Origin of the sequence: Azohydromonas lata NBRC 102462, from assembly GCF_001571085.1 — a bacterium.
In the GTDB taxonomy this organism is placed as follows: Bacteria; Pseudomonadota; Gammaproteobacteria; order Burkholderiales; family Burkholderiaceae_C; genus Azohydromonas; species Azohydromonas lata.
Window position 1 is genome coordinate 1 of record NZ_BCTC01000153.1, and the last position, 11,691, is coordinate 11,691.

General features: G+C 68.1%; 12 protein-coding genes. 10 read left to right on the forward strand and 2 right to left on the reverse strand.

Annotated features, from left to right (window positions below; genetic code table 11):
- The 3 genes from ALA01S_RS28595 to ALA01S_RS28605 form a co-directional block, all read left to right on the forward strand.
- A partial coding sequence (locus ALA01S_RS28595) for an aldehyde dehydrogenase family protein (protein WP_157119358.1) occupies nt 1-203 on the forward strand: 203 nt, incomplete at its 5' end.
- A gap of 23 nt (nt 204-226) precedes the next feature.
- Nucleotides 227-1,153 (forward strand): ketopantoate reductase family protein, encoded by a 927-nt coding sequence (locus ALA01S_RS28600; RefSeq protein WP_066342705.1) that lies wholly within the window; start codon nt 227-229, stop codon nt 1,151-1,153.
- A gap of 112 nt (nt 1,154-1,265) precedes the next feature.
- Entirely contained in the window at nt 1,266-2,243 is a 978-nt protein-coding gene (locus ALA01S_RS28605) for a Bug family tripartite tricarboxylate transporter substrate binding protein (protein ID WP_066342711.1), read from the forward strand.
- Between the two features lie 109 nt (nt 2,244-2,352).
- Here the strand turns inward: ALA01S_RS28605 and ALA01S_RS28610 are convergent, their stop codons facing one another.
- A complete protein-coding gene (locus tag ALA01S_RS28610; RefSeq protein ID WP_066342713.1) occupies nt 2,353-3,273 on the reverse strand; it encodes a LysR family transcriptional regulator in 921 nt (306 codons plus the stop codon).
- Nucleotides 3,274-3,381: 108 nt separating this feature from the next.
- Here ALA01S_RS28610 and aptA point away from each other — a divergent pair, with 108 nt between their 5' ends.
- Nucleotides 3,382-4,740 (forward strand): omega-aminotransferase AptA, encoded by a 1,359-nt coding sequence (aptA, locus tag ALA01S_RS28615; protein WP_066342728.1) that lies wholly within the window; start codon nt 3,382-3,384, stop codon nt 4,738-4,740.
- Between the two features lie 140 nt (nt 4,741-4,880).
- Nucleotides 4,881-5,654: an endonuclease/exonuclease/phosphatase family protein gene (locus ALA01S_RS28620; protein ID WP_066342716.1), complete on the forward strand. Its 774-nt coding sequence runs from the start codon at nt 4,881-4,883 to the stop codon at nt 5,652-5,654.
- Between the two features lie 44 nt (nt 5,655-5,698).
- Here the strand turns inward: ALA01S_RS28620 and ALA01S_RS28625 are convergent, their stop codons facing one another.
- Nucleotides 5,699-6,376, reverse strand: a complete 678-nt coding sequence (locus ALA01S_RS28625; protein ID WP_066342717.1) for a response regulator — start codon at nt 6,374-6,376, stop codon at nt 5,699-5,701.
- 309 nt (nt 6,377-6,685) lie between these two features.
- On the opposite strand from ALA01S_RS28625, the gene ALA01S_RS33685 reads away from it, so the two are divergent.
- From ALA01S_RS33685 to ALA01S_RS28645, 5 genes are all read left to right on the forward strand, one after another.
- Complete coding sequence (locus tag ALA01S_RS33685) at nt 6,686-6,859, forward strand: hypothetical protein (RefSeq protein ID WP_157119360.1); 174 nt, start codon at nt 6,686-6,688, stop codon at nt 6,857-6,859.
- A 441-nt stretch (nt 6,860-7,300) separates the two neighbouring features.
- Nucleotides 7,301-7,903 carry a flagellar basal body-associated FliL family protein gene (locus ALA01S_RS28630; RefSeq protein ID WP_066342722.1) on the forward strand — a complete coding sequence of 201 codons (603 nt, stop codon included), beginning with the start codon at nt 7,301-7,303 and terminating at the stop codon, nt 7,901-7,903.
- 1,230 nt (nt 7,904-9,133) lie between these two features.
- Nucleotides 9,134-10,174: a hypothetical protein gene (locus ALA01S_RS28635; protein ID WP_157119361.1), complete on the forward strand. Its 1,041-nt coding sequence runs from the start codon at nt 9,134-9,136 to the stop codon at nt 10,172-10,174.
- Nucleotides 10,175-10,186: 12 nt separating this feature from the next.
- Nucleotides 10,187-10,585 (forward strand): hypothetical protein, encoded by a 399-nt coding sequence (locus ALA01S_RS28640; protein WP_066342726.1) that lies wholly within the window; start codon nt 10,187-10,189, stop codon nt 10,583-10,585.
- Nucleotides 10,586-10,630: 45 nt separating this feature from the next.
- The coding region (locus tag ALA01S_RS28645) for a methyl-accepting chemotaxis protein (protein ID WP_066342727.1) at nt 10,631-11,691 on the forward strand (1,061 nt) is incomplete at its 3' end.

Sequence of the window (11,691 nt, forward strand, 5' to 3'; positions counted from 1 at the left end):
CCAAGGCCTGGAACGTTGCCAGGCGCATCCACTCCGGCATCTGCCACATCAATGCGCCCACCGTGCACGACGAGGCGCAGATGCCCTTCGGCGGCGTCAAGGAGTCGGGCTACGGCCACTTCGGTGGTCGCGCCGGCATCGACTCGTTCACGGACCTGCGCTGGATCACGCTGCAGACCACCGACCGCCACTACCCGTTCTGATGTCTGCCGCAAGGAGCGCAACGATGCGAATCACCGTGCTGGGCGCCGGGGCCATGGGCTCGCTGTTTGGCGGCCTGCTGGCCGAGCAGGGCCATGCCGTCGAGCTGCTGGACGTGAACCCGGCGCACATCGAGCAGGTGCAGGCCCGGGGCCTAACCCTGGAGACCGACGGCCGGGGCCGGCGTGCCGTGCGCCTGTCCATCGCCCGGCCGGAAGCGGCTGGCATGAAGGCCGACTGCCTCATCCTCTTCACCAAGACGCTGCACACGGCCGACGCCTTGAAGGCGGCCCGCGGCGCCCTGCACGACGATGTGCTCGTGCTCACGCTGCAGAACGGCCTGGGCAACGTCGAGAAGGTGGCGGCGTTCGTGCCCTTGTCGCAAATCGCCGTGGGCGTGACCACCGTGCCGGCGGACATGGTCGGCCCCGGGCATGTGCACTCGCACGGCGAGGGCCATGTCCGCATGACGATGGCCAACGGGCAGCACTGCGACAGGCTGGTGTCCCTGGCGCAGGCGCTCACCGGCGCGGGCTTGCCGAGCACCGTCGATCCGTCCGCACAGGCGGCCGTCTGGCAGAAGGTGGCCTTCAACGCGGCGCTCAACACCGTGTGCGCCGTGGGCGACTGCACCGTGGGCCAGGTGGGCGAGCGCGCCGAAGCCCGCTCGCTGGCCCATCGCATCGCGGCGGAAGTGCTCACGGTCGCCAGGGCCCGCGGCCTGCAGGTCGATGAAGCGGGGCTGCATGCGACGCTGGACCACGCGCTGGACCACCACGTGCACCACAAGCCCTCGATGCTGCAGGACCTGCTGGCCGGGCGGCCCACCGAGATCGACGCGATCAACGGCGCCGTGCTGCGCGCGGCACGCGAGCTGGGCATGCCGGTGCCTTGCACCGAAGCGCTGGATGCCTTGGTGAGGCTGCGGGAGCAGCGCGCCCTGGCCCATTGAACCCCATGGCGCCAACCCATGCCGGCCAGGCTGCGTGGCCGGCCTGGCATCCCGTGTGTGAAATGCGCCACCCCTGGCGGTGGCCTCCTGGAAAACCAACTGGAGACAAACGATGAGCTCGACGCTTCTTTCCCGGCGCCTTGCCGCGCAAGTTGTGCTGGCAACCCTTGCCGCCACCCCGCTGCTGGTTGCGGCACAGGACAAGCCGCTGGAGTGGGTGGTGGGCTATGCGGCGGGCGGCGGCTCCGACGTGGTGGCCCGCACGGTGGCCGAACCGATGGGCAAGGCGCTTGGGCGCACCATCGTCGTCAACAACAAGCCGGGCGCCGCCACCAACATCGCCGCCGACTACGCCGCCAAGTCCAAGGACTACGGCAACCTCATGTTCACGGCCGACTTCGCCACACTGGCGGCCAATCCGGCGCTCTTCGCCAAGCTGCCCTACGACGCCGAAAAAGACTTCAAGCCCGTGGGCATGCTGGCCCGGTTCCCGTTGCTGGTGGTGGTGGCGCCCAACGTGCCGGTGAAGAACTGGAAGGAGTTCGTGGCCTGGGCCAAGGCGCAGCCGCAGGGCGTGAACTATGCCTCCGCCGGCGCCGGCAGCCCGCATCACCTGGCCGGCGAGCTGCTGCGCGAGCAAAGCGGCCTGAACCTCACGCACGTGCCTTACCGTGGCGCCGCACCGGCGGTGCAGGACCTCATGGGCGGACAGGTTCCCGTGGGCATGATCGACACCGCGGCGGCACAACAGTACGTTGCCGGCGGCAAGCTGCGCGCTATCGGCGTGGCCAGCCCCGCGCGCATCAAGTCGCTGCCGGACGTGCCGACGCTGGCCGAGCAAGGCCTCAAGGACTTCAAGGCGTATGCGTGGCAAGGCGTGGTCGTGCCTTCCGGCACCCCGGCGGAGGCGACCGCCAGGCTGGGCCAGGCGCTGCAGGCCGCCTTGGCTTCCGGCACGGTGAAGGCGCGTTTCGAGGCCCTCGGCCTGGAACCCATGCCGGGCACGGCCGAGCAGATGTCCAGCTTCGTGCGCAGCGAGCGCGAGCGCTGGGGCAAGTTGATCCGGGCCAACAACATCCGGCTCGACTGAAGCGCGGGGCCCCGCGGGCCAGGCAAGGCCCGCTGGCCAGCGGCCCTTGCGCGCCCAGCGGCAGGCAGGCGCAGCCCTCCAGCGCCGGCAGCACCTGCGCCATCCCCGCTCAGCCGGGCGCGGGACTATGCGCTCGCACCAAGGCGTCCAGAAATGCCTGCGCCAGGCGCGAGGGCGCATCGCCCCGGCGCGTCAGCGCCACGAAGCGGACCTCGTAGCGGCACCCCGGCGCGATGTGCCGCATCTGCCCCGCCTGCTCGAAGCCCGCGGCGTAGTGCGCAGGCAGGAAGCCTATGAAGCGGCCGCTGAGGATGAGCGTGGCCACGGCCTCCTGGTCGTTGACCGTGGCCGTGCGCCGCAGGCCGAAGCGGTGGGTGGCCTCCATGTTGGGCGAGTGGAAGCCAAAGCCCGCGTAGTCCAGGGCGCGCAGCCGCTGCGCCGAGACCTCGCCGGCACCAAACAGCGCGTGCTCGCGCCCGCAGTACAGCAGCATGGTTTCGCCGAAAAGGTCCGTGTAGTCCAGGCTGTCGGAGCGCCGGTGGTCCGGCAGCACGCCCACGTGCACGCGGCCGTCCAGCACGCGCGACTCGATCTCCGTGAGCCCGCCCACCAGCACGTCCAGCCCGACCTGCGGCGCCGCCGCCCGGAACTCGCCCAGCGCCTGCGGAATGCGGCAGGCCGGGTTGGTGGCCGTCTTGTCGAACAGCCCAAGCTCCAGCGTGCCCTGCAGGTCGGCGTGCATGTCGCGCACCTCGCCGCGAAAGGCGTCCAGCGCGTCCAGCAGCGCCAGCGCGCGCTCGTGCACCCGCAGCCCGTCGGCCGTGACGGCGAAGCCCGCGCGGCCGCGCCGGCACAGCACCAGCCCAAGCCGCTCCTCCAGGTCCCGCAGGTGGCGGCTGATGGTGGAGCGGCCGATGTTGAGGTCCAGCTCCGCCGCCGCCAGCCCGCCGCAGGCCACCACCGCGCGGAACACGCGCAGCAGCCGGATCTCGGCATCGCTCACCTGCCCAAGCAGCGCCTTCTTCACCATGAAAGTTTCAATCCTTGTCGCGTGAGCTTGCAAAGATCGGACTCTATTCAAACCACGCGCGCGGGCACGATGCAGACCTCACGCTTTTTGATGGCCTGCCGCTTCTCCATGCACAACGACCTCGCCCCCGACCTGGCCGCCGCCGCGGATGCACTGCCCACCCCGGCGCAGTTGCGCGCCCACTGGATGCCCTTCACCGGCAACCGCCAGTTCAAGGCCGACCCGCGGCTGCTCGTGGAGGCGCAAGGCCACTACTACCGCGACGCGCAGGGACGGCAAGTGTTCGACGGCCTCTCCGGCCTGTGGACCTGCGGCTTGGGCCACGGCCGGCGCGAGATCAGCGAGGCCGTCGCCCGCCAGGTCGCCAGGCTGGACTACGTGCCCGCCTTCCAGTTCGGCCACCCGCTGTCGTTCCAGTTGGCCGAGCGCATCGTCTCGCACATGCCCGCGGGGCTGGACCACGTGTTCTTCGTGGGCTCCGGCTCCGAGGCGGCGGACACGTCGCTGAAGATGGCGCGCGCCTACTGGCGCATGCGCGGCCAGCCCGGCAAGACGCGGCTCATAGGCCGCATGAAGGGCTACCACGGCGTGAACTTCGGCGGCATCAGCGTGGGCGGCCTGGTGGGCAACCGCAAGCTGTACGGCGAGGGCCTCAGCGCCGACCACCTGCCGCACACCCTGCTGCCGGGCAACGAGTTCAGCCGCGGCCAGCCCGCCACGGGACGCGAGCGCGCCGACGAGCTGCTGGAGCTCATCAACCTGCACGACGCCTCCAACATCGCCGCCGTCATCGTCGAGCCGTTCTCCGGCTCGGCCGGCGTGGTCGTCCCGCCCGTGGGCTACCTGCAGCGGCTGCGCGAGATCTGCACGCAGCACAACATCCTGCTGATCTTCGACGAGGTCATCACCGGCTTCGGCCGCGCCGGCGCGTGGACGGGCGCCGAGGCCTTCGGCGTGACGCCGGACATCCTCAACTTCGCCAAGCAGGTCACCAACGGCGCGATTCCCATGGGCGGCGTGGTGGCCAGCGCCGAGATCCACGACGCCTTCATGGCCGCCGGGGGCGCCGACTACAACGTCGAGTTCCCGCACGGCTACACCTACTCGGCCCACCCCGTGGCCTGCGCCGCGGCGCTGGCCTCGCTGGAGCTGCTGGAGCGCGAGGACGCACCGGCCACGGTGCGCGCCATCGCCCCGTACTTCGAGAGCGCGGTGCACGGCCTCAAGGGCAGCCCGCACGTGCTGGACATACGCAACTACGGCCTGGCCGCGGGGCTGACCATCGCCGCGCTGCCAGGCGAGCCGGCGCGCCGCCCGTTCGAGATCGCCATGCGCTGCTGGCAAAAGGGTTTTTACGTGCGCTTCGGCGGCGACACCCTCCAGCTCGCGCCGCCCTTCCACGTCACGCGGGAAGAGATAGACCGGCTGGTGGCCGCGCTGGCCGAGGCGCTGGCCGAGCAGCCCTGATCCCTGCCGCCCTGTGCCGCGGCGGCCGCGGGCGCGCGCGTTGCTCCACGCAGGGCAGGGCAGCGGTGCCGCCTGCACGGGTGCGCAGGCGGCGCCGCTGCGTTTGTGTTGGCTCATGGCGGAGGCGCGATTTGCATTCAGTGCGCATTGGCACCTGGAACCTAGGGCGCTCCGGCGCTTTTCACCGCACCCGCATCCCGCGGCAGATTCATGCGCTGCAGCAGCGCAATGCGGACCTGTGGGTGCTCACCGAGGCGCACGACGCCAACATCCCCCCTGGCGGCCACGTCAGCAGCTCGGCGCCGCATGGCGATTTCCATCAGAAGGGCGAGCACCGCGTCGTCCTGTGGTCCAGGTTCGCGCTGCGGCCGGTGGCCACGGAGGACGCCTTGTCCACCGTCGCGGCGCGGCTGGAGGTGCCCTGGCTGGACCGCCCGCTGCTGGTCTACGGCACCGTGATCTCGCCCGCGCAGGGCGGCGTGGTGCAGCGCCCGGCCTTGTCCTGGCAGCGCCACCTGGACGTGGTGCAGCGCCAGCGCGCCGAGTGGCTGCGGCTGCGCCAGGAATTTCCGGACCACGCGCTGTGCGTGGCCGGCGACTTCAATGCCAACCTGGACGCCACCGCCTCCTACGGCAGCGTGGACCCGCGCCACAGCCTGCTGCAGGGCCTGGCCGACGCCGGGCTGCAGTGCCTGACCACCGACGACAAGCGCGGCCCGCTGGAGCAGGGCGTGGGCCGCGCCGGCGTCGCGCACGTGTGCTTCTCGGCGCTGGAGGGCCTGGAGAGCCGCCTAGAAGCCTGGCCGGCCAGCGCCGAAGGCTACCGGCTCAGCGACCAGAGCGGCATCCTGGTCGAGCTGTCCTGGCCGCAGCCGCAGGTGCAGAGCTGGCTGGACTCCACGGGCAGCTCCTGAGCGGGGAGCCGCCGCGCCGCCGCGCGCCGGGATGGCGCGCCAGCTCAGAAGTGGCGGTTGTGGTTGCTGGAGTGGCTGCTGTTGAACAGGCCCAGGCGCTGCGCCTCCAGCGCGGCTTCGGCGCGCGAGCTCACGTTGAGCTTGCGGTAGATCTGCTTGACGTAGTCGGCAATCGTGTGGCGCGACAGGTTGAGCTGCACACCGATCTCCGGCAGCGTGAAACCCTTGGCCACGCGCAGCAGCACGTCGCTTTCGCGCTCGGTGAGCTTCACGTGCGGCATGAGCGAGGCTTGCGGCTTGGGCAGCGCGGCGAAGTAGGCCATGACGCGCCGGGCGATGGAAGGCGACAGCGGCGGCTCGCCCTGGCTGATGCGCTGCAGTTGCTCCATCACCATCTCGCGCGGCTGTTCCTTGAGGATGTAGCCGTAGGCGCCGGCCTGCAGCGCGGGGAAGAGGTGGCCGTCGTCGTCGTGTATGGACACCACCACCGGCTGCGCCGCCGGCTGCTTTTCCCGCAGCGTGGCCACCACGTCCACGCCCGACCCGTCAGGCAAGCCCAGGTCGATCAGCGCGAGGTCGAAGTTGAGAACGGAAACCAGGCCTATCGCGTCATGCACACGTGCGCTCTCGGAAATACTGGCTTGAGGAAACAATTCGTTGACCAGGCATTTCAGCCAGGTCCGAACTTGCGGCAAATCCTCCAGGATCAGAATATTTTGCATGTGACCTCCTTGCATATTCAAAAACGCACCCCATGCTAGCAGCGCACATTTGCTGACATATTCAATTCCATCCTTTGCCGGGTTTGTGCCATCCCAATATGTGGCGCGGCTGCCGTACGAAACCCGGTATGTCGAGGCGGCAATGTTCGTGACCGTGTCTTCAGGCGCGCAGTGCGCGCTGCCTGAACCACCGCTGCAGCCGATGACGCGGGCAACTTCCGTGCAGCCGAACGATTACTTCGCAACGGCCTGCTGGATGCGGCCATCGCCGCCTTGGAAACTGGCTGCCTCGCAACAAGGAGGCTTGCCATGGATGCCGTGGAAATCTTTGCCGTCGTGTTCCTGAGCTCGCTGGCGCTGCTGGTGCTGGGGTTGGCCGTGCATGCCCGGCGCAAGCGCTGGGGTGCGGAGCCGGTGCGCTTGCTGGCCACCTTGGGCGGCATCACGGGGCTGGGCGCCGCGGGCGTGGCCTGGCTGGGCTGAATTAATACGGCGGGCCAACCCGCCGGTCCTGTGCGAATTGGTGGTGGGGAATGTCCGCCGGGGTATTGGGGCTGGGCCCGGCCTGGCGACCCTCCTATCTCCCGCCGCGCCGCGCCGCGGCGGTGGCGGTGCTGGGCGGCCCGCGCCAAATCATCGCCGTGGCCGCATGACATTTTGCAAACATTGCACGATTGCTTGATCTGTGTTTGCTTCAATGCATAGGCCGGTTGCCAAGCCTCGACAGCATGGTTCCGGCGCAGATTCTTGGCCAGGAGGCCGGCTCAAACGGGGCATCCATCGCCGCGTCCAAGGGCGCTAGCGCTGCACCGGATGCGGCGTCGCCTGACGCAGCCGCTGCCCAAATGGCCCGGCCCACAGCCACCGTGGTGCGGTTGGCCCGGCCCTGTAAACACTTGAATTCCACGGTTGACTGGAGACCACATGTCCGCTGCCGCAGCCCTTGCCGTTGACACACCCAAGAAGGGGCACAAGAAGCTCATCATCATTGTGCTGGCCGTGGTGGTGCTGCTGGCGGCCGCTGCTGGGGGTTTCATGGTGTTCAAGGCGCGCACGGCGCACGCGGAGGAGGACGAAGTCGAAGTCGACGCCGCGCCGGCCAAGAACAAGCAGCCCGAGGCTTTCGACCCCAAGCACGCTCCGCTGTTCGTGAACCTGGAGCCCATCACCATCAATCTGGCCGACCGGGACGTCGACCGCTACGCGCAGATCGTCATCGCACTGGAAGTGGAGGACGACAAGTCCTCCGATCACGTCAAGGCCTTCATGCCCGTGATCCGCAACAATCTTCTGATGGCCGTGGCCAACAAGACCTCGGAGGACGTGCGCACTGACGGAGGCCGCCGCCTGCTGGCCGCCGAGATGCAGGCGCAGGCGCTGCGCCCGCTGGGCTACGACCTCAACGCCGAGGACTTCATGGAGAGTGACGCCTCCGCCCACGCCGGCGCGGGCAAGCGCAAGAAGTCGCACAAGCCGGCCAAGCTGCCCATCAAGGCCGTGAACTTCGTCAACTTCATCGTTCAATAACGGACACTGCCGCGCGCCGCCGGCGCGCATTTCTTATCGACCCACTCCGGGCCGCCTTGCAGTCGCACCATGCGTGCGGCTGCAAGGCGGCCTTCGTCATGGGCGGGCGCCAATTTCCCCACGACATGCCCCACGCAGCCCGTGCGATGTGCGTGCCATTCATCACGCGGTCCCTTGGACGACGCCGGGAGGTTGTGGTGCATCAGCACATGCAGCCAGAAAAGTTTCCAAACATTGCGAACACTTTGCAAACTATCAAACAGACACACTAGAATCAAACCAGTTTCGCAATCCCCTGCTCGGGCTGTGCAAGACCCTGACTGATTCCAAGGAACCCCTGCGGTGCTGGAAGTGGCCGGGGCTTGTGGGCCCCAGGACGCTGACACGAGGTTCAGCGCCGGTGCGCGCGAGGTAATGCGGTTGTTCCGCATGCCGGTGCGGTCCTTGCGCGCATTCAGGTCTACCTACAGGAGCCCCCGCAGCAGCCAACTTCTCTTTCCTAGGCAGTTTGCGCATGCGTTGGTGTCCAGCCCTTGCGCCTGTGCTCGCGATACCGTGAGTGGAAGAATTTTATGAGTGAGCGTATGGGTCTGCCGGGGTCGGACGAAATTGAGCCTGATTTCGGCGGCTGAGAGCCGCATTCATGAAATAAATTTTGCCCGAGCGGTTGCGCCCGGTGGTTTTCGGTGCATCAAGAAATCGTTTGCCGCATGAGAGGCGTGCGTTCTCCTGGTATTTGATGATGGTTCCTGCTTCGGGTGGTTCGTCGCGTTGTCCCCCGTCCCTGCTCGTCAGTCGCGTGGAGCGTTTGGCGCCATCCGCCCCTTGGCGCAGCCCGTACGCTGGGGTGCGGCAGGCCGCTGTTTCAGCCCGGCGGCGGAGGATTTCGGGGGCTGCGGGAAACGGCCCCGTTCGCCATTTGCCTTTCGGGTATTTATTGTTTTGCTCGTGCCTCGTGAGCCACGTTTCGCGGCTTTGTAAGGTCCATGCAATTCCGTGGCGTAGGCTGGTTTTGTTGGGAAACAGAACTGGTCTGAAAGTGCTTCGCAGAGGTCCGGGTGCCTTTGCAGTCCGTTTTCAAAGCTGATTTAAAGAAATAAAGAGGGAGTTGAAATGAATCTAAAGCGAAATTCATCTCTAGCTTTTGCCGCATTGATGACCGTCTGTGCCACAGCGTCGCAAGCTGCTGACCAGGGATTTGCCTTCAGCGGGTACGGCACGGTGGGCGGCGTGAAGACCAACACCGACGAGGCGCAGTTCCGCTCCGGCCCCCGCCAGGACCGTGGCGCCACGCGCTCGGTGGACTTCGGCGTGGACACCCGGCTGGGCCTGCAGGGCACCTACACGCACAACGACACCTTTTCCGCCGTCGGCCAGGTGCTGACCAGCCGCCGCGACGGCCAGCAGGGTCCGCAAGTCGAATGGCTTTATGCGCAAGCCAAGCCCACGCAGGCCCTGGACCTGCGCGTGGGCCGCATGGTGCTGCCCATCTTCATGGTGTCGGACAACCGCAACGTCGGTTACGCCCACTACTGGCTGCGAGCGCCGGTGGAGGTGTACGGCGCCTACTCGCTGACCTCGTTCGACGGCGTGCAGGCCCGCTGGGCCAGCGCCGTGGATGACGTCAACGTGACGGTGCGCGGCTCGGCCGGCAAGAGCAAGGGCGACATCTACCTGCTGGACAAGCCCAAGGCGGAGCTCAAGTACCCGCGCCTGTACTCGCTGGCCCTGTCCCTGGAAAAGGGCTTCTGGACCCTGTCGGCCAGCCGCACGGTGGGCAAGGACGTCGAGCTCAAGGGCGACTACCTCAACCTGGATCCCGACGGCAAGGACACCTTCACCAACCTGGGCCTGCAGTACGACGACGGCCAGGCCGTGGCCATGGCCGAATACGTCACCCGGCGCTTCAAGAATCCGGGCCACCCGGGCCCCGCGGGCGACGGCTCGGTCAACTCCGACAGCTACTACATCAGCGGCGGCTACCGCTTGGGCGCGTGGACGCCCTACGTGACCTTCAGCCACTTCAAGCCCAAGGGCGAAGGCTATCGCGGCTACAACCCCAACCTGCTCGCATCCGCCCCGGGCGACATCCCCAAGGGCATCACGCGCGCCGTCGGCGTGCGCTGGGACGCCTACCGCAACGTGGCGGTGAAAGCGCAGTTCGAGCGCGTGACGCACACCGACTACGCCTTCATGGACCCCTCCTGGCCGTTCCAACTGACGCCGCCCAGCGTACGCGTCTGGAGCATCGCGGTTGATTTCGTGTTCTGACCGGGAGTGGGTATGCGCAACATTCGCCTCATCGCTGCGGCCGTGGCGTTGTCGGCAGCCGCCGGCGTCCGGGCCGAGATCGTCGTGATCGGCAACCAGTCCGCGGCGGCCCTGACCAAGGAGCAGGCCGCTGACGTGTTCCTGGGCAAGAACACCGCGCGCACGCCGGTGGACCAGCCCGAATCCGCTGCCATCCGTGCCGATTTCTACACCAAGCTCACCGGCCGCACGCTGGCCCAGGTGCGCTCGACCTGGTCGCGACTGGTGTTCTCGGGCAATGGCCAGTTGCCCAAGGAACTGCCTGACGCCGCTGCCGTGAAGAAGGCCGTGGCGGCCGATCCCAAGACGGTGGGCTACATCGACAAGTCGGCCGTGGACGGCAGCGTCAAGGTGCTGTTGAGCGTCGACTGACCCGCGTCCAGCCTCGCCGTGGGGCTGGGTCAAGGAGCACTTCACATGAACTTCCGCACCAAGATCTGGATGCTGCCTTTGTGCGCAACGGTCGTCTTCGGCGTCGGCCTTGGCGCAAGCTTCCTGCTGGGCATGCGCACCACCGAGCGCATCGAGCAGCTGCGCGCGGTGGATTACCCCTACCTGGCCAGGATGGGGCGCATCTCGCAGAGCGCCGAGCAGTTCCGCCTGACGCTGCAGTCCGCAGCCGCTGAAGGCGACGAGGAAAAGATCAAGGACGTCGAACCCGCGATCGCCGCGGTGCGTGAAGCGGTGACGGAGGCGGCGGCGCTGCAGGGCAAGGCCGGCGCGTCCAAGGCGCTGGGCGACGCCTTCGATGCCTACCAGCAGGCCGCCATCGCCGTCACCCGTGCCATGCTCACCGGCGGGCCCGCGGCCGAACTGGTGCCGCGCATGCAATCCGCCCAAGCGGACTTCAACAAGCGGCTCTCCGAGCAGCAAAGCACGGCCGAGGCGGCCGTGGACAGCGCGCAGTCCGAAGCCGTCTCCGACGTGCAGACCAACACGCTGCTCAACCTGGGCACGGGCACGCTGGTGCTGCTGGTGCTGGGCGTGGCCTCGCGGCTCATCGTCACTTCGGTGTGGCGTGAGCTGGGCGACGAGCCCTCGCGGCTGCAGCGCTTCGTGCAGCGCGTGGCCAGCGGCGACCTGCGCGCCGACATGGCGCGCGGCCCGGCGGTGCCGGGCTCGCTGCAGGATGCCGTCTCCATCATGACCGCGCGGCTGCGCGAGACCGTGGGCACCATACGGCACGCCGCCAACGCCATCGCCTCGGCCTCCAACGAGATCGCCGCGGGCAGCCAGGACTTGAGCTCGCGCACCGAGAAGACGTCGGCCGACCTGCAGCACACGGCCTCCTCCATGTCCACGCTCACCGGCTCGGTGTCGCACACGGCCCAGGCCGCGCGCACGGCCGACGGCCTGGCCAGCGCCGCCACCGTGTCGGCCCAGCGCGGCGGCGAGATCGTCGAGCAGGTCATGAACAGCATGGGCGGCATCAACGACGCCTCGCAACGCATCGGCGAAATCATCGCCGTGATCGACGG

Excerpts from the sequence above, each read along its gene's own strand:
- ALA01S_RS28630 (WP_066342722.1), top strand. The coding sequence starts at position 7,301 with ATGTCCGCTGCCGCAGCCCTTGCCGTTGACACACCCAAGAAGGGGCAC.
- ALA01S_RS28605 (WP_066342711.1), top strand. The coding sequence starts at position 1,266 with ATGAGCTCGACGCTTCTTTCCCGGCGCCTTGCCGCGCAAGTTGTGCTG.
- ALA01S_RS28600 (WP_066342705.1), top strand. The coding sequence starts at position 227 with ATGCGAATCACCGTGCTGGGCGCCGGGGCCATGGGCTCGCTGTTTGGC.
- ALA01S_RS28640 (WP_066342726.1), top strand. The coding sequence starts at position 10,187 with ATGCGCAACATTCGCCTCATCGCTGCGGCCGTGGCGTTGTCGGCAGCC.
- ALA01S_RS28610 (WP_066342713.1), bottom strand. The coding sequence starts at position 3,273 with ATGGTGAAGAAGGCGCTGCTTGGGCAGGTGAGCGATGCCGAGATCCGG.
- ALA01S_RS33685 (WP_157119360.1), top strand. The coding sequence starts at position 6,686 with ATGGATGCCGTGGAAATCTTTGCCGTCGTGTTCCTGAGCTCGCTGGCG.
- ALA01S_RS28625 (WP_066342717.1), bottom strand. The coding sequence starts at position 6,376 with ATGCAAAATATTCTGATCCTGGAGGATTTGCCGCAAGTTCGGACCTGG.
- aptA (WP_066342728.1), top strand. The coding sequence starts at position 3,382 with ATGCACAACGACCTCGCCCCCGACCTGGCCGCCGCCGCGGATGCACTG.